21 protein-coding genes and 1 pseudogene are annotated in these 25721 nt (G+C 58.4%); 12 read left to right on the forward strand and 10 right to left on the reverse strand.

What is annotated here, in order from left to right; genetic code table 11:
- Window positions 1-64: 64 nt before the first annotated feature.
- The 4 genes and pseudogenes from PI739_RS14635 (at window position 65) to PI739_RS14645 (ending at window position 3797) form a co-directional block, all read left to right on the forward strand.
- The gene (locus tag PI739_RS14635; RefSeq protein WP_054082004.1) at window positions 65-988 is read left to right on the forward strand and encodes a proline iminopeptidase-family hydrolase; all 924 of its coding nucleotides are present in this window, start codon (window positions 65-67) and stop codon (window positions 986-988) included.
- 267 nt (window positions 989-1255) lie between these two features.
- A pseudogene (locus tag PI739_RS24895) lies at window positions 1256-2023 on the forward strand (MCP four helix bundle domain-containing protein); the annotation flags it as partial.
- 69 nt (window positions 2024-2092) lie between these two features.
- Window positions 2093-2881 (forward strand): methyl-accepting chemotaxis protein, encoded by a 789-nt coding sequence (locus tag PI739_RS24900; protein ID WP_371123822.1) that lies wholly within the window; start codon window positions 2093-2095, stop codon window positions 2879-2881.
- Window positions 2882-3296: 415 nt separating this feature from the next.
- On the forward strand, window positions 3297-3797 hold the full coding sequence (locus PI739_RS14645; RefSeq protein ID WP_003431595.1) for a GAF domain-containing protein: 501 nt from the start codon (window positions 3297-3299) through the stop codon (window positions 3795-3797).
- A 13-nt stretch (window positions 3798-3810) separates the two neighbouring features.
- Here PI739_RS14645 and PI739_RS14650 read toward each other — a convergent pair whose 3' ends face one another.
- Window positions 3811-4266 carry a GNAT family N-acetyltransferase gene (locus tag PI739_RS14650; protein ID WP_054082003.1) on the reverse strand — a complete coding sequence of 152 codons (456 nt, stop codon included), beginning with the start codon at window positions 4264-4266 and terminating at the stop codon, window positions 3811-3813.
- 362 nt (window positions 4267-4628) lie between these two features.
- Between PI739_RS14650 and PI739_RS14655 the strand changes: the two genes are divergently transcribed.
- The 3 genes from PI739_RS14655 to PI739_RS14665 all read left to right on the forward strand — a co-directional run bounded on the left by PI739_RS14655 (window position 4629) and on the right by PI739_RS14665 (window position 7750).
- Window positions 4629-6452, forward strand: a complete 1824-nt coding sequence (locus PI739_RS14655; RefSeq protein WP_054082002.1) for a sensor domain-containing phosphodiesterase — start codon at window positions 4629-4631, stop codon at window positions 6450-6452.
- Between the two features lie 92 nt (window positions 6453-6544).
- Entirely contained in the window at window positions 6545-7330 is a 786-nt protein-coding gene (locus PI739_RS14660; protein ID WP_054082001.1) for a sulfite exporter TauE/SafE family protein, read from the forward strand.
- Window positions 7331-7549: 219 nt separating this feature from the next.
- Entirely contained in the window at window positions 7550-7750 is a 201-nt protein-coding gene (locus PI739_RS14665) for a hypothetical protein (RefSeq protein ID WP_003313743.1), read from the forward strand.
- A 263-nt stretch (window positions 7751-8013) separates the two neighbouring features.
- On the opposite strand, the gene PI739_RS14670 is transcribed toward PI739_RS14665, so the two are convergent.
- The 9 genes from PI739_RS14670 to PI739_RS14710 form a co-directional block, all read right to left on the reverse strand.
- Complete coding sequence (locus tag PI739_RS14670) at window positions 8014-8208, reverse strand: hypothetical protein (RefSeq protein WP_003431599.1); 195 nt, start codon at window positions 8206-8208, stop codon at window positions 8014-8016.
- Window positions 8209-8398: 190 nt separating this feature from the next.
- A complete protein-coding gene (locus PI739_RS14675) occupies window positions 8399-8638 on the reverse strand; it encodes a PLDc N-terminal domain-containing protein (protein ID WP_003368647.1) in 240 nt (79 codons plus the stop codon).
- A 244-nt stretch (window positions 8639-8882) separates the two neighbouring features.
- Window positions 8883-10436: a galactarate dehydratase gene (garD, locus tag PI739_RS14680; protein ID WP_058417049.1), complete on the reverse strand. Its 1554-nt coding sequence runs from the start codon at window positions 10434-10436 to the stop codon at window positions 8883-8885.
- Between the two features lie 10 nt (window positions 10437-10446).
- Entirely contained in the window at window positions 10447-11832 is a 1386-nt protein-coding gene (locus tag PI739_RS14685; protein ID WP_003431603.1) for an MFS transporter, read from the reverse strand.
- 165 nt (window positions 11833-11997) lie between these two features.
- A complete protein-coding gene (gene kdgD, locus PI739_RS14690; protein ID WP_003431605.1) occupies window positions 11998-12909 on the reverse strand; it encodes a 5-dehydro-4-deoxyglucarate dehydratase in 912 nt (303 codons plus the stop codon).
- A 280-nt stretch (window positions 12910-13189) separates the two neighbouring features.
- Complete coding sequence (locus PI739_RS14695; protein WP_003313750.1) at window positions 13190-13939, reverse strand: FadR/GntR family transcriptional regulator; 750 nt, start codon at window positions 13937-13939, stop codon at window positions 13190-13192.
- A 114-nt stretch (window positions 13940-14053) separates the two neighbouring features.
- Window positions 14054-15772 (reverse strand): ABC transporter ATP-binding protein/permease, encoded by a 1719-nt coding sequence (locus PI739_RS14700; protein ID WP_054081999.1) that lies wholly within the window; start codon window positions 15770-15772, stop codon window positions 14054-14056.
- Between the two features lie 89 nt (window positions 15773-15861).
- Entirely contained in the window at window positions 15862-16425 is a 564-nt protein-coding gene (locus tag PI739_RS14705; protein WP_003395104.1) for a response regulator transcription factor, read from the reverse strand.
- Window positions 16422-17681 carry an ATP-binding protein gene (locus PI739_RS14710; protein WP_003431607.1) on the reverse strand — a complete coding sequence of 420 codons (1260 nt, stop codon included), beginning with the start codon at window positions 17679-17681 and terminating at the stop codon, window positions 16422-16424. The genes PI739_RS14705 and PI739_RS14710 overlap by 4 nt, the downstream gene beginning before the upstream one ends.
- 192 nt (window positions 17682-17873) lie before the next feature.
- Here PI739_RS14710 and PI739_RS14715 point away from each other — a divergent pair, with 192 nt between their 5' ends.
- From PI739_RS14715 to PI739_RS14735, 5 genes are all read left to right on the forward strand, one after another.
- On the forward strand, window positions 17874-18587 hold the full coding sequence (locus tag PI739_RS14715; protein ID WP_003419020.1) for an SIMPL domain-containing protein: 714 nt from the start codon (window positions 17874-17876) through the stop codon (window positions 18585-18587).
- Between the two features lie 137 nt (window positions 18588-18724).
- Complete coding sequence (locus PI739_RS14720) at window positions 18725-20332, forward strand: ABC transporter substrate-binding protein (protein WP_054081998.1); 1608 nt, start codon at window positions 18725-18727, stop codon at window positions 20330-20332.
- Window positions 20333-20589: 257 nt separating this feature from the next.
- A complete protein-coding gene (locus PI739_RS14725; RefSeq protein WP_044309441.1) occupies window positions 20590-22218 on the forward strand; it encodes an ABC transporter substrate-binding protein in 1629 nt (542 codons plus the stop codon).
- A gap of 320 nt (window positions 22219-22538) precedes the next feature.
- Window positions 22539-24131, forward strand: coding sequence for an ABC transporter substrate-binding protein (locus PI739_RS14730; protein WP_054081997.1), 1593 nt, complete (start codon window positions 22539-22541; stop codon window positions 24129-24131).
- 156 nt (window positions 24132-24287) lie between these two features.
- On the forward strand, window positions 24288-25667 hold the full coding sequence (locus PI739_RS14735) for an OprD family porin (protein ID WP_003368668.1): 1380 nt from the start codon (window positions 24288-24290) through the stop codon (window positions 25665-25667).
- The last annotated feature ends 54 nt before the right edge of the window (window positions 25668-25721 follow it).

Raw genomic sequence — 25721 nt, forward strand, 5'->3', positions numbered from 1 at the left:
ATAGTTATGAGGCGCAAGACGCCGCGCTATGGTGCCCCCAAACTATCCAGCAGGGACCGGCGACATGGCAGATATGACGATCAAGGAAGGTTTTGCGCCTTTTGGCGACTATCAGACGTGGTATCGCATCACAGGCGACCTGCACGGTCCCGGCACACCATTGGTCATTCTGCACGGCGGCCCCGGTTGTACGCACGACTACGTCGATTCGTTCAAGGACATCGCCAGCACCGGCCGGGCCGTTATCCACTACGACCAGTTGGGTAACGGAAAGTCTACCCACTTGCCCGACAAGGGTCGCGACTTCTGGACGGTCAAACTGTTCCTGAGCGAGCTGGATAACCTGCTTGAGCACCTGGGCATCGAAAACAACTACGCATTGCTGGGCCAGTCGTGGGGCGGCATGCTGGCTTCAGAGCATGCCGTGCGTCAGCCCGAAGGGCTGAAAGCGCTGATCATCGCCAACTCTCCCGCAGACATGCGCACCTGGGTAAGCGAGGCCAACCGGCTGCGCGAGGATCTGCCATCTGACGTACAGGCCGCGTTGCTCAAGCATGAAAAAGCGGAAACCTTGAAAGACCCGGAATACCTGAAAGCCTCGCGAGCATTCTATGACCGTCACGTGTGCCGCATCACACCGTGGCCGGAGGAGGTAAGACGTACTTTCGACGCGATTGACGCCGATCCGACCGTGTACCACGCCATGAATGGCCCTACCGAGTTTCACGTTATCGGCACGATGAAGGACTGGACCATCGTCGATCGCCTGAAACTCATCAGCGTTCCGACCTTGCTGATTTCCGGTAAGTATGACGAAGCCACACCGCTCGTCGTGAAGCCCTATGTGGATAACGTCCCCACCATCAGTTGGTCTGTTTTCGAAGAGTCCAGTCACATGCCCCATGTAGAAGAGCGAATGGCCTGCATGGGATGCATCGCAGGTTTTCTGGACACATTGGTCGAATCGGTTGCAGAGTCCGCAGCTTGATGTTCAGGCCTGATGGATCCACGCCCTGAGAGTTGCATTATTAGAGTGAATACTTTAGTAGCATTCACCCGACTAACGGTTAACTTTGCTCACAGTGTTACTGGAACTTTTTGCCAACATACCGCTGCCTTACAGCAGATAGTTGCAAAAGGCCATTATGAAATAACTTTCATGGCTATTTTGTTAAAGCTCTCTCGTTTTCAGCAGAAAAACAGTTACTGGAAGGAAAGTATTGGCCTTCCGCCTGTTTTGCCGCTGGAGGCAACCATGAACCTCAGATCGTTAAGTATTTCACGCAGGGCCTCCCTGTGCTTTGGCGTCATTACCTTACTGTTGATCGGTCTGGGTGCCTTCTCCTACGTGCAGATCGACCATCTGCGCAAGGCTGAGCAGAACATTGAAGAAAACTCACTGCCCAGCATCCAGGTAGTCGACGACATTCAGATCGCCCTGCTTCACGCTCGCCTGGAAAGCATCAGGATGCTTGCGAGCACCGATCCCGCTGTACACGCCACCGCGGAAGCCAAGGTCCGGGAAGCGATCGAGGCGCTGCGTGCCAACAGCGACTTTTATCAAAAACACCTGCTTTCAGGTGAAGCCGACCGCGCGCAATTCGAAGAAGCCAACAACAAGATGAGCGTATACATTGATGGCTTGAAACAGGTCGTCGCGCTGGACAGCTCTGATCATGAAAGAGCGGTCTCCCTTGCCAACGGAGAGCAGGCCCAAAAGGCCACTGCGTACCAGGAAAAACTTACCAGACTGCGCGAGCAAAATGCCACGGAAGCCGTGAGCTCCGGGAAAGATGCAACCGAGGTCTACAATCACAGCGTCAACGTCCTGATGATTGTGCTGATCGCAGCGTTCCTGCTTACCGTGGTCCTCGCTATTGCCCTGACACGCAGCATCGTCGACCCGATCAGCGTCTCGCTTAAACTCGCAGAAGACATCGCCGCCGGTGACCTGACCCGACAACTTAGCGTTGCCGGCAGTGATGAAGCATCACGCTTGATGACGGCCCTGAATACCATGTCGGGGAACCTGCGCACCACCATTCACGAAATTTCCGGCGCCTCCGCACAACTGAGCACTGCCGCCGTCGAGATGACGTCGATCACCGAAAGTGCCGACCGCACGCTGCAGCAGCAGAACAGCGAAATTGAGCAGGCTGCTACTGCGGTAAACGAAATGAGTGCTGCCGTAGAAGAGGTCGCTCGTAATGCTACGTCGACCTCGCAGGCCGCCCAACAGTCGAGCCTTTCCGCCGACCTGGGTAATCAGCGCGTTAACGAAACCCTGACGGCCATGCAGAACCTGACAGGCCTGGTCGAGGGCTCTTCAGCGCAAGTCACTGCGCTGGCTGGCCAGGCTCAGGACATCAGCAAAGTGCTGGGCGTGATTCGCGGTATTGCCGAACAGACCAACCTGCTGGCACTCAACGCAGCCATCGAAGCGGCGCGTGCCGGTGAACAGGGTCGCGGCTTTGCTGTGGTAGCCGATGAAGTGCGGGCTCTGGCGCATCGCACACAGACGTCCACCCAGGAAGTCGAACAGATGATTTCAGCGATTCAGGCCGGTTCTTCCGCCACGGTCGAGTCCATGCAGAAGAGCACTGAGGAAGTTCACAGCACCCGCAAGACGGCAGAGGACGCCGGAGAGTCGCTGCGTCAGATCACCAACTCGGTACTCGAGATCAATAACCGTAACCTGCAGATCGCAGCGGCCTCCGAGCAGCAGGCGCATGTAGCGCGTGATGTCGACAGAAGCCTGGTCAGCATTCGCGACCTGGCCGTGCAGAGCAGCGAAGGCACCCGTCAGACCCTGATCGCCAGTACCGAACTTTCGCAGTTGGCGGTCAACCTGAATGATCTGGTGCTGCGCTTCAAGACGTAATCCAGAACAACACCCACACATGCCGGGCATGACAGAAGGGCAGCAGATTCGTCTGCTGCCCTTCTTTATATAGCGTCAGTACCGTTTTCGGCAAAAAACCCGCAATGGTTCCTCCAGCCGGCGGTCCCCTCCTCTCAAAAACTGTGAGCCGCGTCTCTCTGCTGACAGCCTTTCAAACACATAGTCTTCATTAGTTGAAATAGGATCCATAAAGACCTATTTACAAGCACAGGCTATTTGAAAAAGCCCGCAACGTTGACAGGGGCATTGAACTCATTCAATAGTTGGCGTCGAACAACACAATATTTATGTAAGCCACGATCAGGTATGACACGATCACTTCCTGCACGGGATCGGCAGCGCCCGGCGTACCGCCAAGGCCGCATCAGTGCTTTTATGACCAGGGTGACACATTTTGAACAACAAACTGACTTCAGCAGAGCTGGCAGTCATCAGTGAAATCGAGGCCACTTCCAGTCTTTTACGACTGGTGACCCGGCTGACCGGGCTGAGATTTGCGGCAATTGCCAAAGTAACCGAGGCCAGCTGGACCGCATGTGCTGTATACGATGAAATCCAGTTCGGGCTGGAACCCGGTCATCAGCTCAAGCTGGAGACCACGTTCTGCAATGAGTTGCGTCAGCACCGCCAGCCTATCGTGATCAACGAAGTCGCGACCGACCCCGTCTACGCAGAGCATCCCATTACTAAAATGTACGGTTTCCAGAGCTACTTCTCGTTGCCGATCATTTTTCCCAACGGAGAGTTCTTCGGCACCCTGTGTGGCCTGGATACCAAGCCTGCGCCACTCGATGACGCCAATACCCTCGATACCCTGAAAGTGTTTTGCACGCTGATCGCCAGCACGCTGTATGCGCACTATCAATTGCAGGAAATGCAGGAAGTCACCGCTTAAGGCATGGAATGCCTCAGACGCGCAGTTGCCGCTCCATGATCAATGTGCGCTCCTCTCCCTCCAGATGCTCCCGCACCACGTTGAAACCCAGCGCCAAGTAGAACGCCTGCGCAGTCAAGGATGACGGTACAACCATTCGCACCGCGCCCGCATTGCGTGCGACAGCCTCCAGCTCGGCCATCAATAAACGCCCGATCCCCTGCCTATGCCTGTCAGGGTCGACGAATACCGAGCGCACGACCTCCCCCTCCAGACTCGCAGTGCCCACCACCACATTGCCCTCTGACGCCACGAACACCTGACGCTGCAGCATGAACCGCTCGATCGCACCCGGGCCGAAACCCGATTGCACGCGCTCGATCACGCTGACGGGATAATCCCTGGCATTGCTGGTTCGCAAGGCCGCCAATATCACTCGACTGATGGCATCCGCTTCGGCTATGCGGGCGGGTCGTACCTTGATGCTCATGGCGTGGTTCCTGGTTACCCTGCAGTAGGTGAATTCATTTCGAACGCGCAATGGCAAGCAAGACACCGCTCATACGGCGAAGGATTTGCGCACTCCTCATACAAAAAATGTAGGCGAACAGCCCGAATAACGACGTTCGATCAACTTATTTTCGGCCAGTCGACGAATGGTAGTGCTCACAAGATACCGTAAACAAATGGCCAACCCCTCGCCGTGCGCGGCTTGAACAACGATAGCGTTCAAAAAATCCGATCTGCGGCCGATTAATCGGTATCTCGCCGCTGTGGTCGGAATATTTTCGTCTGTTAAAGTGAGTTTCGTGATGTCATATAGTCATCATCGAGCACCCATTGAGAATTGTCATGAACGCCAGTGCCCCTATTCCCTTGAATGAAACGCAACGTCTGTTGCGCATACGGGAGCTGTGCGTGCTTGAAGATACGTCCGATGACGTATTCGATGAAATCGTCGCGATGACCGCTGCCTTTTTCGAGACGCCGATTGCCTTGATCTCGATCGTCGATGAGCACCGTCAGTGGTTCCGCGCAAGGGTAGGCCTGAATGCCCGCGAAACACCACGCAACGTGTCCTTCTGCGCCTACACCATCCTTTCCGAAACACTGTTCGAGATTCCCGACGCCACGCTCGACGAGCGCTTCGTCAACAACAGCCTGGTGACCGGACACCCTGACATTCGCTACTACGCAGGCGCTCCACTGATCACCGATGACGGCATTGCCCTGGGCAGCCTGTGTGTGATTGATACCAAGCCGCGCGAGCCGATGAGCGAGTACCAGACGCAGATGCTCAAGCGCTTTGCGTCGCTGGTCATGAAACGCATTGTCGGCCTCAGGCTCAGTTGCTTTATCGACCAGCCCACCGGCTTGTACAACCGCTCGCGCCTGCAGGAAGATATTCATCAGGCCGTGGCATCCAGTGTCGATTATCAGTTGGTCGTGGTGGATATGATTACCTCCGCGTTCCTCAACGATATCGTCAAGGCCCTGGGTTACAGCTTCTCCCAGGACCTGGTGACAGGTATCAAGAGCCGCTTGGAGCACCTGTTGCCGCCGACCTGTTCTTTATACAAGGTCAGTCCTACGCGCTTCGGCTTTCTGTTGGCAGGCGACCGTACGCCCGAACACCTGTTCCGCACCATCCTCAAGGATTTCGAGACGCCCGTTGAGTGCCGGGGAATTCCGGTGCAGATGCAGGTCGGCCTGGGCGTCGTGACCCTTAACCGTAATCCGGTCGAAGAACAGGACTGGATGCGCATGGTGATCAGCGCTGCCGACGATGCCCGCGACCGCGACCTCGGCTGGGCGATGTATGAACCGCACTTTGACGCCGCCCAGCAGCGTGCTTTCAAATTGCTCAGTTCGTTGACCGGGGCGGTGCATGCTGACGATCAACTGCGTCTGGTCTACCAACCGCGCATCGACCTCGACTCTGGCCTGTGCACCTCGGTAGAGGCCTTGCTGCGCTGGAATCACCCGACGCTCGGCGCCATCGGGCCTGCCGAGTTCGTGCCGCTGGCCGAGAAGACCGCTCTGATGCGCCCGCTGAGCCTCTGGGTGCTGACCAGTGCAATCGAACAGGCCGCTCGTTGGCAGCAGCAGGGTTTCGATTTCCGTATTGCGATCAACGTGACGCCCGAAGACCTCACCGGCCCGGCGTTCACCGACCGGATGATACGCCTGCTGGGCAAGCACAAGATTGACCCCACCCGCTTTGAGCTGGAGTTCACCGAAGGCGCGTTGATGCACAACCCGGCAGAAGTGCGCCACCAGCTGGAGCGCATGCGCCAGGAGGGCATGGATGTGGCGATCGATGACTTCGGTACGGGCTACAGCAACTGGAATTACCTGCGGCAGCTGCCTGCGACGACGGTCAAGCTCGACCAGTCGCTGATCCGCAATCTGGCGTCCGACAAAACCGATCAGCGTCTGGTCAAGGCATTGATCGGTCTGGCCAAGAAACTTGGCTACTGCGTCGTGGCCGAGGGCATCGAAACCGACGAGATTCGTCGCCTGGTCAAGCAGTGGGGCTGCGATGAAGGTCAGGGTTATCTGATCGCCAAACCCATGGAAGCCGAGGCGTTGCTGAACTGGCTGGGCCCCAACCAGCGCCTGCAGAGTGCCTCCGAAGCCGCAGAAGCCGCCATCATCCGCGACAAACGGTTATAACCTTAGAACACATCTTCATAACCGATTACAACGCAAGCCGTTATGCTGCCCGCCACTTTTTGCCTGATGCGTTTGCTTGAAAAAGGTTGGATATGGAAGCGGGTGGTCTGGGTTTCGTAGTTGCAGGACTGGCAGTCGGTTTCATCGTGGGCATGACCGGAGTCGGCGGCGGCTCGCTGATGACTCCGATACTGCTGTGGTTCGGGATCAATCCGGCCACGGCGGTCGGCACGGACTTGCTGTACGCGGCGATTACCAAATCCGGCGGGGTTCTGGTTCATCGCAGGAACGACAACATCGACTGGAAAGTTACCGGGCTGCTGACTCTGGGCAGCGTCCCGGCGGTGCTCATGACGCTGTGGTTTCTGAGCACCCTGCACACCGCCCCCGAAGCACTTAACGCGATCATCAAGCAGGCCTTGGGCTATGTGCTGCTGCTTACCGCACTCGCCGTTCTGTTCAAGAAAAAACTGCTGGCCTTCGCTCATCGGCGCGGAGACGGGTACTCGTTTTTCAGCGGCACCAGCCTGACGGTACTGACCGTCATCACCGGTCTGATCCTCGGCACCATGGTTGCACTCACCTCCATCGGTGCAGGCGCGCTGGGCACGGTGGCCCTGTTCATCCTCTATCCATTGCTGCCGACCCGACGTCTGGTGGGTACGGAGATCGCCCATGCGGTCCCGCTCACGCTGGTCGCAGGCCTGGGTCATGCGAGCATGGGCAACATGAACTGGGAGTTGCTGGGCTGGCTGCTGATGGGCTCACTGCCCGGCATCTACCTGGGCAGCCACATGGCCGGCCGCGTCTCCGATGACCTGCTACGGCCCTTCCTGGCCATCATGCTGGGCACGATCGGCTTCAAGCTGGCGTTCTGATCGGCGCCTATCCATCAGCCTGTCACATTTCTGAGTCAGGCTTGCCCACGAACATAGCCTCGAAAGCCGCAGAGCCGGTTTGCTTGCAGGCTGTGCGCACTCATCGGGAATTGTAATTTTTTGTAGCGAGACACCGATTTTCGGCGCAGGATTTCGTGCGTCAGCTTCAGCGCCGATGACCCGGCACAGACTTACCCTCACTGAAAGGAGATGCCAACAATGCTCATCCGAATTGAAGAAGGTGTATATGGCGACGCTTGGGTTGTAATACTGGACGACTACCCGGTCAAATGCCGGAGCTGGCAGGAAGCCAGAGAATTTGCCGACCGCATGAAATCCAGAATCGACGCGCCTCATTCGCTGCCGCATATGGCACGCCGCGCAGCGGCCGAGATAAGCGTTCAGGCGGCCGCCCGCTAGACCGCCCCCTCCCCGCGAATTAATCCCTACAGCGTTGCCAGGCAATGGGCGACGCTGCTTCACCCTGTCACTTCGCCCTGTCATAACGCCGCTTGAATTATCGAACCACTTCTCGTTTCCATGACATCCGTTTCACATCCCCTTCACGTCCGGCTGCGTAAATTGGCCCTACTCCTTTGATGAATCCCATTTGGCCCACCCCGTTGTGGGCCATTTTTTTGCCTGCAGAAAAGTGCCGGTGCTCCCGCGCTGATACGGCGGGATTACTCGTCTTGCGCTGCGGGCGACGATGATACAGCCAGCACTTGGCTGCCCAATACGCCAGCATTCAGCTCTGCCAGCCGATCACTGCCGGTGCCATTGGCAACGTGATTGCTCCAGCTCGCCACCGAAACTGCCATCCAACCCAGCACAAACAACGCAGCTGCCTGTAACGCCCACTTGGTCATGATCGACATACGCTTTCTCCTTGTTCAGGTCTGGATGGCAAGCATGTAAACACCTCACCATTGCAGAAGAATTGCAGAGATTTTTATTTTTGCCAGCCGACATTCCACCGTTGTGAGCAAAGGTGTCGAAAAACAGGAGGGAGCGATCTACAAGAGGAAATACCCACGCCCGCAGGCGGGGTATTTTTGAAAAGCGGGGTCAGTACTTGGTGCTTTGCTGCTCAGGTCTGGCCGGTGTGTCCACATGACTCGGACCCGCAATCAGCAGAGCCAGCACGCCAACGATTGGCACGGCAACAACGACAATGATCCACATCAGCTTGTTGCTGGATTGTGTCTTGCTCTTGCGAATACGCAGTACTGCCCAGATGTCCGAAATCACGATCAGGGCGGTCAGCGCTGCGAACAACCACAAATGATTTTCCGATATCCAACCCATTTGAAATCTCCTGCACCATCAACGAAGGCAACCAGATCGGCTGCCCTACTGTAGAAGAGGTCAAAAAGAGCCTTAAAGTTCAGAGAATATTTCGGATTGTGACCGGGTGCTCAGCGCAGAGGCAAGAGCGTCCAGAACGGCGCGCCCAAGCAGAGCATGGGCACGATAGGCGTATTCCTCTGCACATCGCTCCTCACACTCCAGCGTGGGAATGCCGTTCGTGACGCTGCGCGTCACATCCCCGTCAGGTAATCGGTGCCGGGTTGAAGAGCGTGATGTCGTTGTGCAGCCGGTAATGCTCGGTCCAGGTCTTCTTCTTGCCGCTGGCCACGTCCAGGTAGAAGTGGAAAAGCTCCCAACCCAGGTCCTCGATGCTCGCGCGTCCGGTCGCGATGCGTCCGGCGTCTATGTCGATCAGGTCAGGCCAGCGCTGGGCCAGTTCGGTGCGGGTCGAGACCTTCACCACCGGCGCCATTGCCAGACCGTACGGAGTACCGCGGCCGGTGGTGAACACGTGCAGGTTCATACCGGCAGCCAGTTGCAAGGTGCCGCAGACAAAGTCACTGGCCGGTGTCGCGCAGAAGATCAAGCCCTTGCCGCTGACCCGCTCGCCCGGGCCGAGTACGCCGTTGATGGCGCTGCTGCCTGACTTGACGATCGACCCTAGAGACTTCTCGACGATGTTCGACAACCCGCCCTTCTTGTTGCCCGGCGTGGTGTTGGCGCTGCGATCAGCCTCGCCTTTGGCCAGATAGCGGTCGTACCAGTCCATTTCCCGCACCAGCGCTTGTGCGACGTCCTGATCCTGTGCGCGGGAAGTCAGCAAATAGATGGCATCCCGCACTTCGGTCACTTCGGAAAACATCACTGTCGCCCCAGCGCGCAACAGCAGATCCGATGCATAACCCAGCGCCGGGTTGGCGGTAATGCCGGAAAACGCATCACTGCCGCCGCACTGCATGCCCAGAATCAACTCCGACGCCGGAACCGTTTCGCGACGCCGCAGATTCAGCTTTTTCAAACGTGTTTCGGCCAGTTCCATGATCTGTTCGATCATTTCATTGAAGCCATGACTGGAATCCTGCAAGCGATACAGCCAAGGCTCGCTGAGGTCCACCGAGCTGTCGCCCTCATGCATGACCTGTCCAGCCTGCAACTTCTCGCAGCCCAGGCTGATCACCAGCGCTTCGCCGCCCAGGTTCGGGTTGCGCGCCAGGTTGCGTACTGTACGAATCGGGATGTAGGCATCGGTGGCCGTGATTGCCACGCCGCAGCCATAGCTATGGGTCAGCGCCACGACGTCATCGACGTTCGGGTACTTGGGCAACAACTCGTCACGGATGCGCTTGACCGCGTGGTCGAGCACACCGGTCACGCACTGCACGGTAGTGGTGATGCCGAGAATGTTGCGAGTGCCCACGGTGCCGTCGGCGTTGCGATAGCCTTCGAAGGTGTAACCCTCGAGCGGCGCCTGCTTTTCCGGCACGGCATCGGACATCGGCAGGCTGTCGAGCGCAGGCGCGGAAGGCATGCGCAACTGGTCTTCCCTGACCCAACTGCCGCGCGGTATTGGTTGCAATGCATAGCCAATGGTGTGGCCGTAACGAATCACGGCTTCGCCCACGGCCAGGTCAACGGTGCTGACCTTGTGGCTCTGCGGTACGTTATCGACAGTGACCAGGCCGTTGTCGAATTCGGTTCCGGCCGGCACACCCTGGTCGTTGACCACGACCACGACGTTATCCAGCGGATGCAGCCGGATATAGCGTGGCGAATCGGCATGTTGAATCAGGTTCATCACGGTTTCCTCAGGATTTTGCTTCGGAAAGGTCGCTGACCGAGTCGTTCAGCAATGGCCCCTTGGCAGGCGGCTCTTTCAATTCCACACGCTTGATTTCACCCACGATGAAAATGTAACTGATCACCGCCAGCAGCGCGTTGGCGCCCACGAACACCAGCGCCCATTTGAACGAGCCGGTGCTGCTGATGATGTAGCCAATCACGATCGGAGTGGTGATCGATGCAATGTTACCGAAGGTGTTGAACAGGCCGCCGCTCAAACCGGCGATCTGCTTGGGCGACACGTCGGACATCACAGCCCAGCCCAGCGCACCCACGCCCTTGCCGAAGAATGCCAGGGCCATGAAGCCCACGACCACCCATTCGATGTCGACGTAGTTGCAGGTCACGATCGAGGTCGACAGCAGCAGGCCACCGATGATCGGCGCCTTGCGGGCGAAGGTCAGCGAATGGCCCTTGCGCAGCAGGTAGTCGGAAATGATGCCGCCCAATACCCCGCCGATGAAGCCGCAGATAGCCGGCAGAGAGGCGATGATGCCAGCCTTGAGGATGGTCATGCCGCGCTCCTGAACCAGGTACACCGGGAACCAGGTCAGGAAGAAGTAGGTGATGCCGTTGATGCAGTATTGGCTGAGGTAGATACCCAGCATCATGCGGTTGGTCAGCAACTGGCGGATGTAATCCCACTTGGGGCCGCTGCTGGCTGTTTTTTGCGCGCCTTTACCCTTGTCCTGATCCAGATCGACCAGCGCGCCATTGCTGGAAATGTGCTCCAGTTCGGCCTCGTTGATCATCGGGTGGTTGCGCGGGCCGTAGATGACCTTCATCCAGATCATGGAGAACACGATACCGAACGCGCCCATCACGACGAACACGTGCTGCCAGCCGTAGGTGTAAACGATCCAGCCCATCAGCGGAGCGAACAGCACGGTGGCGAAGTACTGCGCCGAGTTAAAGATCGCCGAGGCGGTGCCGCGCTCGGCAGTCGGGAACCAGGCGGCGACGATGCGCGCGTTGCCCGGGAAGGACGGCGCTTCGGCCAGACCGACCAGAAAGCGCAGCATGAACAGCGCAACGATTGCCGTGGAGACGCCGAACTCGCCCACATAGCCTTGCAGCAGGGTGAACAGCGACCAGGTGAAAATGCTCATGGCATAGACTTTCTTCGACCCGAAACGGTCGAGCAGCCAGCCACCGGGAATCTGACCGGCCACGTAGGCCCAGCCGAATGCGGAGAAAATATAGCCCAGAGTAACGGCACTGATGCCCAGGTCTTTCTGAATGCTGGAACCAGCGATAGCGATGGTGGCGCGGTCGGCGTAGTTGATCGTAGTGACCAGAAACAGCATCAACAGGATCAAATAGCGGACGTGCGTCGGCTTGGACTTTTGCATGGTAGAGCTCCCACTGATTATTTTTTTACGCGGGTAAATCTGTTTTTTGGGTGTAGCGTTACAGGCCCCTTGGCAGTATCACGGCGACGACATCTGCCACCTGTAAGGGTCATGCAGTGCAATGAAAAAACCGCTGATCGCTCAGCGGCTTTGTCGTGGCAGGTGTTATTGCTTGCCTTGCTTGTCCATCAGAGCGGCGAGCATGTCGCACTCGTCTGGCGTCAGATCGGTCAACGGCGCGCGCACCGGACCTGCGTCGTAACCGGCGATCTTCGCGCCGGCCTTGACGATACTCACGGCATAGCCAGCCTTGCGGTTGCGGATTTCCAGGTAAGGCAGGAAGAAATCGTCGATGTATTTACCGACCGCCTGATGATCGTCGCGGGCGATGGCGTGGTAGAAGTCCATCGCCAGTTTCGGTACGAAGTTGAACACGGCAGACGAGTAGACCGGCACGCCCAGCGCCTTGTAGGCAGCGGCGTAGACTTCAGCGGTCGGCAGCCCGCCCAGGTACGAGAAGCGGTCACCAAGACGGCGGCGGATCGAAACCATCAGCTCGATATCACCCAGGCCATCCTTGTAACCGATCAGGTTCGGGCAACGCTCGGCCAGTTGCTCGAGCAGGGCCGGCGTCAGGCGGCAGACATTACGGTTGTAGACCACCACACCGATCTTCACCGATTTGCACACGGCTTCGACGTGCGCGGCAACGCCGTCCTGGCTGGCTTCGGTCAGGTAGTGCGGCAGTAGCAGCAGACCCTTGGCGCCCAGACGCTCGGCTTCCTGCGCGTACTCGATGGCCTGACGAGTCGGCCCGCCTACACCGGCGAGGATTGGCACACTGGTGGCGCAGGTGTCGACGGCAGTCTTGATGATTTCGGAATATTCGCTGGCAGCCAGGGAGAAAAACTCACCTGTGCCGCCCGCAGCGAACAGAGCGCTCGCGCCGTACGGGGCCAGCCACTCGAGACGTTTAATGTAGCCGGCGCGGTGGAAGTCGCCCTGGGCATTGAAATCGGTAACCGGGAAAGACAGCAGACCGGACGAGAGGATGGACTTCAGTTCTTGTGGATTCATTATTCGAACACCCTGGAGGACTTAATTGTTAGAGGATCACCGGGTCAGTGCCGATGTCGTAAGTCATCGTACAACTGATAATAAAATCACTCAACAGGGATTTTCGGGTTTTTTCAGGGGGAGCGGACAGAGCCCGGTTTTGACTTTTGCGCTGCCGCATAGATGTGTGACGCAGAGCGTCTGGCGCGTGAGGAACGATAGGTGTTCCCCCAGCCATCTATCGTACCCAAGCTCCAGCGTGGGTATGCCGTTCCAGACGCTCCGTGTCCTCTTTTAATCCTCAAGCCCGCTGCGATTCAGCCTCTTCATGCGCATGGCGCAGGCGTTCGCGGCTGTTGGTGAGGTGCAGGCGCATGGCCGCGCGGGCCGCATCGGAATCCTGGCGGGCGATGGCGTCGAAGATTTCTTCGTGCTCACGGCTCAGCCGATCCATGTAGTGCTGCTGGTCATCATGCGCCAGACGCGCGGAATTGAGCCGGGTACGCGGGATGATGCTGGTGCCCAAGTGGGTCATGATGTCCGTGAAGTAGCGATTGCCGGTCGACAAGGCAATCTGCAGATGGAACTGGAAGTCCGACGCCACGGCATCGGTGGCGTGTGCCGCACTTTCATTGAGCGCGTCCAGCGCCGAACGCATGGCTGCCAGTTGTTCATCACTGCGCCGCTGGGCTGCAAGGCCTGCCGACTCGACTTCCAGACTGATGCGCAACTCGAGAATCGCCAGTACATCACGCAGAGTGACGATGGTCGCCGGGTCAATCCGGAAGCCACTGGGGCTCGGCGTGTCGAGCACGAAGGTGCCGATGCCGTGACGGGTCTCGACCAGACCGGAGGCCTGCAGACGCGAAATCGCCTCACGCACGACAGTCCTGCTGACGCCCTGCTCTTCCATGATTGCGGATTCGGTGGGCAGTTTGTCGCCGCGCTTGAGCTGACCGCTGCGAATACGCTCGGACAGCTCTGTCACCAGCTCCTGCGCGAGGCTGCGGTGTTTTCTGCGGGCGCGGGGCAGAGCGCTTTGATTTTCCATCCAACATCGATCTCTGGACTGCTAAACATGGGGCTAATCATAGCTCAGCGGTTGTATGATCACACCCTCAAAAGCGCCGTGTCCCCTATAGCATCGACCTCAAAACGTTGCGAATCACGGTTGCTCGATCAATTTGCCGCCCTCGACACGCACATGCCGGTCATGAAAGCGTTTGAGGCTGCTGCGGTGCCCGACGCTGATCAGCGTCAGGCCCGGCAGCCCGTCGATGACTGCGCGGTGCATGGCCGTCTCGTCATCTTCGTCCATGGCCGAGGTGGCTTCATCCACATACAGCCAGTTCGGCGCGACCAGCAGGGCACGAGCGAACGCCACCCGCTGCTGCTCGCCCGGTGAGAGAAAACGCTGCCAGTGATTACTTTCGTCCAGACGCGGTATCAGGTGCTCCAGACGGCACTGCTCCAGTACCTCGGCAAATCGCTGAGCCGGGTAATGTTCCGCGGGTTGTGGATAACTCATCGCCTCACGCAGTGTGCCAATAGGCAGGTAAGGCCGCTGCGGCAGGAACAGCGCCGTACCAGTGGGCAAGCGAATCTGCCCCGCCCCCTCAGGCCAGAGACCGCCCAACGCCCTCAGCAACGAGCTTTTACCACTGCCCGAACGACCGCTGAGCATCACCCGCTCTCCCGCGCCGACCTGCAGACTCGCGTCGCTCAGCAATTGCCGCCCACCGGCGATGCTCAAGCCCAGATTGCGCAGGTCAAGCGTGTCGTTGGCGTGAATTCTTTCGATGGCCGGCTGCCGATCTTCATTGTCACTCATCGCCTGACGGAAGCTCAGCAGACGGTCGCTGGTGGCGCGCCATGACGCCAGCGTGCCATAGGCGCTGATGAACCAGCTGAAGTTCTCCTGTACATTGCCGAATGCCGAATTGATCTGCATCAGATCACCCAGCTCGATCTTGCCGGCGAAATACCGTGGCGCGGCCACAATGAACGGAAAGATCAGCGCAATCTGCGAATAGCCCGAGGTGAAGAACGTCAGCCGCTTCTGGACCTTCATCGACGCCCGGAAGTTATTCCAGATCATCATGAAGCGCGCGCTCAGGCGCTGGTTTTCATTGCGTTCGCCCTCGGACAAGGCAATGCTTTCAGCGTTTTCGCGCACACGCACCAGCGCAAAACGCAGGTCTGCCTCGAATCGCTCCTGCTGGTTGTTCAACGTGATCAGCCGCTTGCCGATCCAGTGGGTCAGCAGGCTGCCCACCAGCGCATAGAGCATGGCCGCCCAGAACATGTAACCGGGAATGGTGACGCCGAACACCTCGATACTGCCCGACACGCCCCAGAGGATCACTGAAAACGACACCAGACTGACCACCGCGCTCATCAAACCCAGGCCCAGGCTGAGCGTACTGGTGGTGAACTCGTTGAGGTCTTCGGACAGACGCTGGTCAGGGTTATCGGTGTAACCGCCCTGCTCCAGGTGGTAGTAGTTCTTGTCCGCGAGCCAGCGCGCGAAGTGTTTCTCCGTCAGCCAGCGGCGCCAGCGGATGGTCAGCAACTGGGTCAGGTACAAGCGATAGACCGCCGCCAGAATGGCGATCGCGGCGATGCCGCTGAAGTACAGGATCAGGTGGGTGAACGCGGCAAGATCCTTGTTCTGCAGAGCGTTGTAGAAGTCTCGGTACCAGCTGTTGAAGAACACCGAGACCTGCACGCTGAACAGCGACAGCGCGATCACCGAGACCAGCAGCAGCCAGGCAGTGGCCTTTTCCTCACTGCGCCAGTACGGCGTTATCAGCTTCCAGACGCGGGGTAGAAAGGCTCCTTGCACAGTATCGTTGACGGCAGAATATTCAGCATTGCGATTCATGTGGTTCAGGCTCGCTCTCTTCGAAAGTACGATGCCTGAGCACAATGAAGCAAAAAAACGCCTAAAAGATCACTATGAAAAAACCTTCATCAACGCCGCACGGGACGCTTCTGCAACTTGCGCTGCAAGGTGCGGCGGTGCATGCCCAGCGCCCGCGCAGTTGCGGAAATATTGCCCTCGTGCTCGGTCAGCACGCGCTGGATATGCTCCCACTGCAAGCGATCCACCGACATCGGATTCTCGGGAACCAGCGTGTCGAGGTTGGCGTGCTCGGATAGCAGGGCCGCCAGTACGTCATCCGCGTCAGCCGGTTTGCACAGGTAGTTGCACGCGCCGCGCTTGATCGCTTCGACCGCCGTGGCGATGCTCGAATAACCGGTGAGAATCACCACGCGCATGTCCGGGTCCATTTCCAGCAGCTTGGGCAGCAGCACCAGACCGGAATCGCCGTCCATCTTCAGGTCCAGCGCGGCATATTCGGGAATGTCCTGTTGCGCCAGGGCCAGACCTTCTTCGGCCGAGCCGGCGGTGCTCACGCGAAAACCACGACGGCTCATGGCCCTCGCCATCACACGGGTGAACGTCGCGTCGTCATCGACCAGCAACAGGTGCGGCAGCTCTTCGCCTTCGACCTGGATGTCATCGTCACTCATGCTTCTTCTCCTCGCGTATCTCGGGGCAGGCGCAGCTCGGTGAGCGTACCGCCTTCTTCATGACTGTAGAGCTTCACCGAGCCACCCGCACGGGTGACGCTGGCCTTGCTCAGGAACAGCCCCAGGCCGAAACCTTTGCCCTTGGTAGTAAAGAACGGCTTGCCGATCTGTTCGGCAATCGCCAGCGGCACACCCGCGCCATGGTCGCGAATGCTGATGCAGACTTCCGCACTGTCCCAGTCCAGATTGACTTCAAGGCCATCGGGGCAGGCATCGGCAGCGTTGTTGAGCAGGTTGAGCAGCGCCTGGGTCAGGTCCGGCGGCGGTGCCAGCATCGGCGCTTCGCCCTTGCCCAACTGATAGAAACGGTAACTCACCTCCGGGCGCATCAGATGCCAGCGGTTGAGGGACTCGTCCAGCCAGCGGGTGGCGGTCTGATATTCGACGGCCATGCGCCGATTGGCTTCGGCGGCACGCACCAGTTGCTGCAGGGTCTGCTTGCACTGTTTGACCTGCTCCTGCAGCACGGACAGATCATCCTGCAACGCTGGGTCGCTGTGATCCTGGCGCATTTCCTTGAGCAGCACGCTCATGGTTGCCAGCGGCGTTCCCAATTCATGGGCGGCCCCTGCAGCCTGGGTCGCGACGGCGAGCAATTGCTGATCACGCAGGCCTTCTTCGCGACGCTCGGCACGCAGTTGCTCCTGGCGGCGCAGCTCTTCGGCCATCTTCGCAGCAAAGAAGGTAATCACCGCAGCGGCCAACGCAAAACTCAGCCACATGCCGTAGATCTGCATGTTTTCCCGGGCAATGGAGTCGGTTTCCAGCGGGTAGGAGCGCACCATCAGCAAGGTGTACATGCTCAGCGCAAAGCCGGACAGAATCAGCGAGTAACGCCATGGCAGCGTGGCGGCGGCAATGGTCAGCGGCACCAGATAATAGGAAACGAACGGGTTGGCCGAGCCGCCCGAGTAATACAGCAGCGCGCTGTGAATCAGCAGGTCCAGCGCCAATTGCAGCGCATATTCAAGCTCGGTGAGCGGCAGCGAGGTGCGCAGACGAATGACTGTCAGCCCGCAGAGCACCAGCGAACAGCCCAGGGTGATCGACAGCTGCAGCCACGGCAACGGTAGAAAGTCGAACAGCCAGGCCATACCGACCGAGCCGGCCTGCGCGGCCAGCACCAGAATACGGATGAATGTCAGGCGCCACAGGTTTTGCCGTGTGGCTGAAAGCATTTGAACGGGGGCGAGCATGAGCTCTCCTGATGAGTGCTCCAGGCGGATCGCAGCGAGTATAACCAAGCGGGAGACAAAACTGAAAAAGTGCGTCAACGCACCGCACGCCAGAGCACTCGGTCATCGCAGGAACCGGACCAAAGCGCTACAGTCAGAACACTTTGCGCCGCCCGACCATCGTCGGAGGCCGTTTGATAACAAGGAGCTCTCATGTTCAACCTTCGCCCTGCCGCCACCCTCGTCGCGCTGGCTGCGGCTTTGTCCAGCCTGCCCGCCATGGCTGAAGAAGCCCGTTACAACCAGATTTCATTGCGCGCCGAGGTCAATCAGGAGGTGCAGCGCGACCTGATGCTCGTCACGCTGTACACCGAAGCGCAGGACAGCGATCCGGCCAAACTGGCCGCGCAGATCACCGAGACGCTGAACAAGGCGCTGGGGCAGGCGCGCCAGGTCAAGGACGTGAAGATTCGCCAGGGCAGCCGCAACAGCTACCCGGTCTACGACGATAAAGGCCAGAAGATTACCGGCTGGCGTGAACGCGCCGAACTGCGCCTGGAAAGCGCAGACTTTGCTGTGCTGTCCAAGCTGACCGGCGAGCTGCTGACCGACCTGAAAATGGGCGGCATGGACTTCTCGATCTCGCCATCGACGCGCAAGACCAGCGAAGACGCCCTGCTCAAGGACGCCGTGACTGCGTTCAAGGCTCGTGCGCAACTGGTCACCGAGGCGCTGGGCGGTACAGGCTACAAGCTGGTCAACCTGAATCTGAATACCTCGGGCTACCCGCAGCCGTATCTGCGCGCGCCGGTCATGATGATGGCCAAGTCCTCGCGCGAAGACGCAGCTCCGACGCCCGATGTCGAGGCTGGCACCAGCCAGGTCAGCGTCGCCGCGGATGGCGTGATCGAAGTCGCGATACCCTGAGCAGGGTTGATCATTGAGCCCGAGCCCGGAAAAGCGAGCTCCAATCAGCACAACCATCGTTCCCATGCTCGGCGTGGGAACGCAGTTCCGGACGCTCTGCGTCCGATCTTGAGAACGCAGTACCACGCGAGGGATCCATGGGACACACACTTTTCAAACCGCTGCTGTTGACCACCGCGCTGCTGGCCTGCGCACCTTTGGCCCAAGCGGCAAGCACGCTGGTGTATTGCTCGGAAGCAAGCCCGGCCGGTTTCGACCCCAGCCAGTACACCAGCGGCACCGACTTCGATGCCTCGGCCGAAACCGTTTTCAACCGTCTGACCCAGTTCAAGCGTGGCGGTACGGAAGTGGAGCCGGGTCTGGCCACGCGCTGGGACGTTTCGCCGGATGGTCTGACCTACACGTTTCACCTGCGCGACGGCGTGAAATTCCATACCACGGATTATTTCACCCCGACTCGTACGTTGAACGCCGATGACGTGCTGTTCACGTTCAATCGCCTGCTTGATGCCAACCACCCGTTCCGCAAGGCGTATCCGTCCGAGTCGCCCTATTTCACCGATATGGGGCTGAATACGACGATCAAGAGCGTCGAGAAAGTCGACCCGCTGACCGTCAAGTTCACCCTGAACAACATTGATGCCGCCTTTGTGCAGAACCTGGCGATGAGCTTCGCCTCGATCCAGTCTGCCGAGTACGCAGACAAACTGCTCAAGGAAGGCAAGGCCGAGGACTTGAACCAGAAGCCCATCGGCACGGGTCCGTTCGTCTTCAAGCGCTATCAGAAGGATTCACAGATCCGTTACGTCGGCAATACCGAGTACTGGAAGCCGGAGGATGTGAAGATCGACAACCTGATCTTCTCGATCAGCAGCGATGCCGCCGTGCGCCTGCAGAAGCTCAAGGCCAACGAATGCCAGGTCAGCGGCTATCCGCGTCCGCAGGACATCGAGGAGATGAAAAAGGACCCGAAACTCAAGGTCCTCAGTCAGCCGGGCTTCAACCTGGGCTTCCTGGCCTACAACGTTACGCATCCGCCGCTGGACCAGCTTAAGGTGCGTCAGGCGCTGGACATGGCCATCGACAAGCCGGCAATCATCAAGGCGGTTTATCAGAGTGCAGGCCAGCTGGCTGAAAATGCCCTGCCGCCGGGTCAGTGGAGCTTCGATCCGACCATCAAGGACGCCCCGCACGACCTGACCAAAGCCAAACAACTGCTCAAGGAAGCAGGTGTGGCACCGGGTACCAAAATCGATCTGTGGGCCATGACCGTCCAGCGCGCGTCGAACCCCAATGCACGCATGTCGGCTCAGATGATTCAGTCCGACTGGGAGAAGATCGGTATCAAGGCCAACATCGTCAGCTATGAATGGGGCGAATACATCAAGCGCGCCAAGGCCGGCGAACATGACGCAATGATCTATGGCTGGACCGGTGACAACGGCGACCCCGACAACTGGCTCGGCGTGCTTTACAGCTGCGCAGCCGTCAAAGGAAGCAACTACGCCAAGTGGTGCGACCCGGCTTACGACAAGCTGGTGCAGAAGGCCAAGCTGACCAGCAACCGCGATGAGCGCATCAAGCTCTATCAGCAGGCTCAGCACATTCTCAAGCAGCAGGTGCCGATCACCCCGATTGCCAACTCCAAGGTGTTTCAGCCAATGCGCCAGGAAGTGCAGGACTTCAAGATCAGCCCCTTCGGCCTGACACCCTTTTATGGTGTCAGCCTGGGAACAGTGAAGTAACAACACAGCGCCAACCGGGTGCATTTTTCTCACCCGGTTGCGCTTTATTGGTGCACGAAACAATTGAAAAAGCGTCGCGCAAACGATCAACTACCAAGAAAGTTACACTTTCGCGACATTCCTGTACGATCGTGCCACTCTTTGTCGCTTCTTTCGCCTCACTGTCTTGCTTTGGGTATGGCCCCTGCATAAGTATCGGACGGATCGGCTCACGAGGTCGTTCCCTCTAATCAAAAATGACAACAACTGAGGCAACCATGCTCAAACACGCGGTCATTCCGTTTCTGGTCGGCGCCAGCTTGCTCGCCAGCGCACCTTTCGCTCACGCTGCATCGAATCTGGTGTTCTGTTCCGAGGGCAGCCCTGCGGGCTTCGATCCAGGTCAATACACCACAGGTACTGACTTCGACGCCTCAGCCGAGACCATTTTCAATCGCTTGAGCCAGTTTGAACGCGGCGGCACCGCCGTGGTGCCAGGTCTGGCAACCAAATGGGACATCTCCGACGATGGCCTGACGTACACCTTCCACCTTCGTGAAGGCGTCAAGTTCCACACCACGTCCTACTTCAAGCCGACCCGTGAATTCAATGCCGATGACGTGCTGTTCACGTTCAATCGCATGATCGACAAGGACATGCCTTACCGCAAAGCGTATCCGACCGAGTTCCCGTACTTCACCGATATGGCGATGGACACCAACATCACCAAAATCGAGAAGATCGACGACCACACCGTCAAGTTCGTTCTGGGCAAGGTCGACGCCGCGTTCATCCAGAACATGGCGATGAGCTTCGCGTCCATCCAGTCCGCAGAATATGCCGCCCAGTTGCTGAAGGAAGGCAAGCCGGAGCTGATCAACCAGCAGCCGATCGGCACTGGTCCGTTCGTGTTCAAGAGCTACCAGAAAGACTCCAACATCCGTTACACCGGCAACAAGGATTACTGGAAGCCTGAGGACGTCAAGGTCGACAACCTGATCTTCGCCATCACCACCGATGCTTCGGTGCGCATGCAGAAGCTCAAGAAAAACGAATGCCAGATCACTGCCTACCCGCGTCCTGCCGACCTCGAACCGCTCAAGGCCGACAAGAACCTGAAGATGCCCGATCAGGCAGGCTTCAACCTGGGGTACATCGCCTACAACGTGATGCCTGAGATCAAGGGCGAAGACCATCCAAATCCCCTGGCTCAGTTGAAAGTGCGTCAGGCGCTGGACATGGCGGTCAACAAGCAGCAGATCATCGACTCGGTTTACCAGGGTGCAGGTCAATTGGCGGTCAACGCCATGCCGCCGACCCAGTGGTCCTATGACACCACCATCAAGGACGCCAAGTACGATCCCGAGAAAGCTCGCGAGCTGCTCAAGGAAGCCGGTATCAAGGAAGGCACCGAAATCACCCTGTGGGCGATGCCGGTTCAGCGTCCTTACAACCCCAACGCCAAACTGATGGCCGAGATGCTCCAGTCCGACTGGAAGAAGATCGGTATCAACGCCAAGATCGTCAGCTATGAATGGGGCGAGTACATCAAGCGCGCCAAGAATGGCGAGAACGGCGCCATGCTGATTGGCTGGAGCGGTGACAATGGTGACCCTGACAACTGGCTCGGCACCCTGTTCGGCTGCGACGCACTGAATGGCAACAACTTTGCCAAATGGTGTGACAAGCCGTTCGACACGCTGATCCATCAGGCCAAGGAAACGTCCGATCAGGCCAAGCGCACCGAGCTGTACAAACAGGCGCAACACCTCCTGAAAGACGCCGTGCCAATGACGCCTATTGCGCACTCGACGGTCTATCAACCCATGCGCACCAGCGTGCAGGACTTCAAGATCAGCCCGTTTGGCTTGAACTCCTTTTACGGTGTGAGCGTGAGCGGCAAGTAAAAGTGACAGCTTGCTGCGCCGCTCATCCGGCGCAGCAAACCGCTCTACTTGAATAGCAAGCCCCGAGCGATGGGTTGAAAAAGTGCCGATAACGGCATTCTTCTACTATCACTAAGATATTTCCTACGAGCTTTGCAGCCTTCGAGCCTATATACCGCGGGCCTCTGACGACTTACCGTCGAAGGGCAGCGGCAATGGCAGGAAGCCCGTCGCTTCGTGTCCAGGTGCGCCGGGCATGTCGTGCGAAGTTGCGTGGGGCGACGCCTTTGGGCCAGTTAGACATTCGAGCCTCGGCTCATCCTTCGAGGATAGGGATCATCATGCGTAAAACTCTTGCGATGACGTCGTGCCTGGGACTGTTGGCACTGGCCCCGTTTGCCCAGGCGGCAAGCAATCTGGTGTTTTGCTCCGAAGCGAGTCCGGCTGGCTTCGACGGTGCGCAATACACCTCCTCCACCGATAACGATGCATCCGAGCCGATCTACAATCGACTCACCGAATTCAAGCAAGGCGACACCACCGTGGTTCCAGCGCTGGCGACTTCCTGGGACATCTCGGAAGACGGCCTGGTCTACACGTTTCATCTGCGCGAGGGCGTGAAGTTCCACAGCAACAAGAACTTCAAACCCAGCCGTGACTTCAACGCCGACGACGTGCTGTTCACCTTCAATCGCATGCTCAAGCCCGATCATCCGTTCCGTGTCGCTTACCCGACCGAGTTCCCCTACTTCACCAGCATGGGCCTGAACAAGAAGATCAAGTCCGTCGAGAAGACCGACCCGCTGACCGTCGTGTTCACCCTCAATACGGTCGACGCGGCCTTCATTCAGAACATCGCGATGAACTTCGCCGGCATCCTCTCCGCCGAGTACGCCGAACAGCTGATGGCCAAGGGTGACGTACGCGACATCAACCAGCAGCCTATCGGCACAGGCCCGTTCGTGTTTCAGCGTTATCAGAAGGATTCGCAGATTCGCTACAAGGGCAACAAGGAGTTCTGGGACCCGAGCCGGGTGAAAATCGATCAGTTGATCTTCGCCATCGTGACCGACGCCTCTGCGCGCATGCAAAAGCTCAAGGCCAATGAATGCCAGGTCTCGGTCAACCCGCGCCCGGCGGACCTCGCCAGCCTCAAGGCAGACAAAAGCCTGCAGATCATCGAGAAACCAGGCTTCAATCTCGGCTACATCGCCTACAACGTGCGCCACGAACCGTTGGGCAAGCTGGAAGTGCGTCAGGCGCTGGACATGGCCGTCAACAAGAAGGCGATCATCAACGCGGTTTACCAAGGCGCAGGGCAACTGGCAGTCAACGCCATGCCACCGACCCAGTGGTCCTATGACGACACTATCAAGGACGCCCCCTACGACCCGGAAAAAGCCAGGACCCTGTTGCGTGCCGCAGGCGTCAAGGAAGGCACCGAACTGACCCTGTGGGCCATGCCGGTTCAGCGCCCTTACAACCCTAACGCCAAACTGATGGCCGAAATGCTTCAGGCCGACTGGGCCAAGGTCGGCATCAAGGTCAAGATCGTCAGTTACGAATGGGGTGAATACCTCAAACGCACCAAAAATGGCGAGCACGATATCTCGCTGATCGGCTGGACTGGTGACAACGGTGACCCGGACAACTGGCTGGGCACGCTTTACAGCTGCGCCGCGATTGGCGGCAACAACTACTCGATGTGGTGCGACGAAAAATACGACCAACTGGTCAAGGCCGCGGTTGCGACCACTGACCGCGCGAAGCGTACCGACCTGTACCAACAGGCGCAGCGCTACCTCAAGGAGCAGGTGCCAATCACACCGGTTGCCCACTCGACCGTCAATCAGCCATTGCGCGCCGAGGTCAGGGACTTCCACGTCAGCCCGTTCGGTCGCAACAATTTTTCAGGCGTCAGCATCGTCGATTGATCGAAAACTCCGCACGCCCTCGCCGTCTTGTGTCACGGCGAGAGCGGGCACTTGCGCGTCGATACCTATAACAACGCAGGACCCAAAGTCCTGCACCACCAAAAGCCAGGCTTAAAGAACTGGCATATAAAAAAGTGATAAAGGGAGCTGCACATCGTGAAAACAACTAGCACTGCATTATTGGCATTGTCTCTCTCGTCGTTTGGCGCACTGGTTCAGGCTGAACCGGCAAGCCAGACGTTCGTACCGACCGAGCTGAGTTCAAAGAATGCACAGGCCGACGCCAACGGCTTTATCGAAGACCAACACCTGACCGGCACAACCCGTAACTGGTACGCCAATGAACTCAAGCGTCGCGGCGAAGTGTTCCGCTACAACGACAACGGCGTTGCCGAGCAGACCTCGCGTCGCATCAACTGGCAGCAGGGCACGATCGTCAACTACACCTCCGGTTATACGCAGGGCGTTGTAGGTTTCTCCACCGAACTGGCGCTGTACAACGCCATTGCGCTGGACCGTGACACCGACGACTTTGCCGGCAACTCCAACCGTACCCTGGCACACAGTGACGGTGATGCAGTGGGTCAGTGGAGCAAGATGGGCCTGGGCAACGTGAAGGCGCGGGTTTCCAACACCGTCCTGACCATGGGTCGCCAATCGGTGAACACCCCGGTCATCGCCTTCATCGGCAACCGCGCACTGCCGTCCAGTTTCCAGGGTTTTGCAGTCCAGAGCGACGAATTCAACAACCTGTCCCTGCAGGGCGGCAGCTTCGACCGCGTATCGCCACGTATGGAACAGAGCCTGGACAAGTTCCGCTCCGAGTACGGTGACCGCAGCAAGACGGCCGACCGTCTGGACATGTTTGGTGGTGACTACAAGCCGACCGACAGCCTGACCGCCAGCTTCTATGCGTCCAACCTAGAAGACTTCTGGCACCAGTACTACTTCGGCTTCACCCACGAACTGGGTGACAGCAAGGTGTTCGCCCTCAGCACCAACCTGAACTACTACAAGACCAAGGATGCAGGTCAGAGCAAGCTGGGCGCGATCGACAACGATACCTACAGCCTGTCCTTCACCGGTACACATAACGCGCACAGCATCAGCGTTGCGTACCAGGAAGTTAACGGTAACGAGTATTTCGACTACGCCCACGACACCAACGCGATTTTCCTGGCCAACTCCCTGCTCTCGGACTTCAACGGCCCGAACGAGAAGTCCCTGCAGGTCGCTTACGTACTGAACATGGCCGAATATGGCGTGCCGGGCCTGAAATTCAACATCTACCAGGCACGTGGCTGGGACATCGACGGTACGCACTACAAGGGCACCGGCTACACCGACGTACTGGCAATGGACGGCGAGACTCACTACGAATACGGCATTGGTTCGTCGTACTCCGTGCAGTCCGGCCCGCTCAAGGCCACTGCCATCCGCGCCACCTACACCACGCACCGCGCCAGCGAGAATCAGGCTGATGGCAACATCAACGAATTCCGTCTGGTGACCACCGTTCCGTTCAACATTCTTTGATTCGCTGAAAACCGTTGGGGCGCAAGGCAATGGCCTTGCGTCCCATCATCACCA

The sequence above is a fragment of the Pseudomonas cerasi genome, assembly GCF_027983475.1.
Lineage (GTDB): Bacteria > Pseudomonadota > Gammaproteobacteria > Pseudomonadales > Pseudomonadaceae > Aquipseudomonas > Aquipseudomonas cerasi.

Excerpts from the sequence above, each read along its gene's own strand:
- PI739_RS14665 (WP_003313743.1), top strand. The coding sequence starts at position 7,550 with ATGCTCATCCGAATTGAAGAAGGTGTATATGGCGACGCTTGGGTTGTA.
- PI739_RS14705 (WP_003395104.1), bottom strand. The coding sequence starts at position 16,425 with ATGAGTGACGATGACATCCAGGTCGAAGGCGAAGAGCTGCCGCACCTG.
- PI739_RS14660 (WP_054082001.1), top strand. The coding sequence starts at position 6,545 with ATGGAAGCGGGTGGTCTGGGTTTCGTAGTTGCAGGACTGGCAGTCGGT.
- PI739_RS14715 (WP_003419020.1), top strand. The coding sequence starts at position 17,874 with ATGTTCAACCTTCGCCCTGCCGCCACCCTCGTCGCGCTGGCTGCGGCT.
- PI739_RS14655 (WP_054082002.1), top strand. The coding sequence starts at position 4,629 with ATGAACGCCAGTGCCCCTATTCCCTTGAATGAAACGCAACGTCTGTTG.
- PI739_RS14720 (WP_054081998.1), top strand. The coding sequence starts at position 18,725 with ATGGGACACACACTTTTCAAACCGCTGCTGTTGACCACCGCGCTGCTG.
- PI739_RS14695 (WP_003313750.1), bottom strand. The coding sequence starts at position 13,939 with ATGGAAAATCAAAGCGCTCTGCCCCGCGCCCGCAGAAAACACCGCAGC.
- PI739_RS14725 (WP_044309441.1), top strand. The coding sequence starts at position 20,590 with ATGCTCAAACACGCGGTCATTCCGTTTCTGGTCGGCGCCAGCTTGCTC.
- PI739_RS14650 (WP_054082003.1), bottom strand. The coding sequence starts at position 4,266 with ATGAGCATCAAGGTACGACCCGCCCGCATAGCCGAAGCGGATGCCATC.
- PI739_RS14700 (WP_054081999.1), bottom strand. The coding sequence starts at position 15,772 with ATGAATCGCAATGCTGAATATTCTGCCGTCAACGATACTGTGCAAGGA.
- PI739_RS14670 (WP_003431599.1), bottom strand. The coding sequence starts at position 8,208 with ATGTCGATCATGACCAAGTGGGCGTTACAGGCAGCTGCGTTGTTTGTG.
- kdgD (WP_003431605.1), bottom strand. The coding sequence starts at position 12,909 with ATGAATCCACAAGAACTGAAGTCCATCCTCTCGTCCGGTCTGCTGTCT.
- PI739_RS14685 (WP_003431603.1), bottom strand. The coding sequence starts at position 11,832 with ATGCAAAAGTCCAAGCCGACGCACGTCCGCTATTTGATCCTGTTGATG.
- garD (WP_058417049.1), bottom strand. The coding sequence starts at position 10,436 with ATGAACCTGATTCAACATGCCGATTCGCCACGCTATATCCGGCTGCAT.
- PI739_RS14710 (WP_003431607.1), bottom strand. The coding sequence starts at position 17,681 with ATGCTCGCCCCCGTTCAAATGCTTTCAGCCACACGGCAAAACCTGTGG.
- PI739_RS14675 (WP_003368647.1), bottom strand. The coding sequence starts at position 8,638 with ATGGGTTGGATATCGGAAAATCATTTGTGGTTGTTCGCAGCGCTGACC.
- PI739_RS24900 (WP_371123822.1), top strand. The coding sequence starts at position 2,093 with ATGACGTCGATCACCGAAAGTGCCGACCGCACGCTGCAGCAGCAGAAC.
- PI739_RS14635 (WP_054082004.1), top strand. The coding sequence starts at position 65 with ATGGCAGATATGACGATCAAGGAAGGTTTTGCGCCTTTTGGCGACTAT.
- PI739_RS14730 (WP_054081997.1), top strand. The coding sequence starts at position 22,539 with ATGCGTAAAACTCTTGCGATGACGTCGTGCCTGGGACTGTTGGCACTG.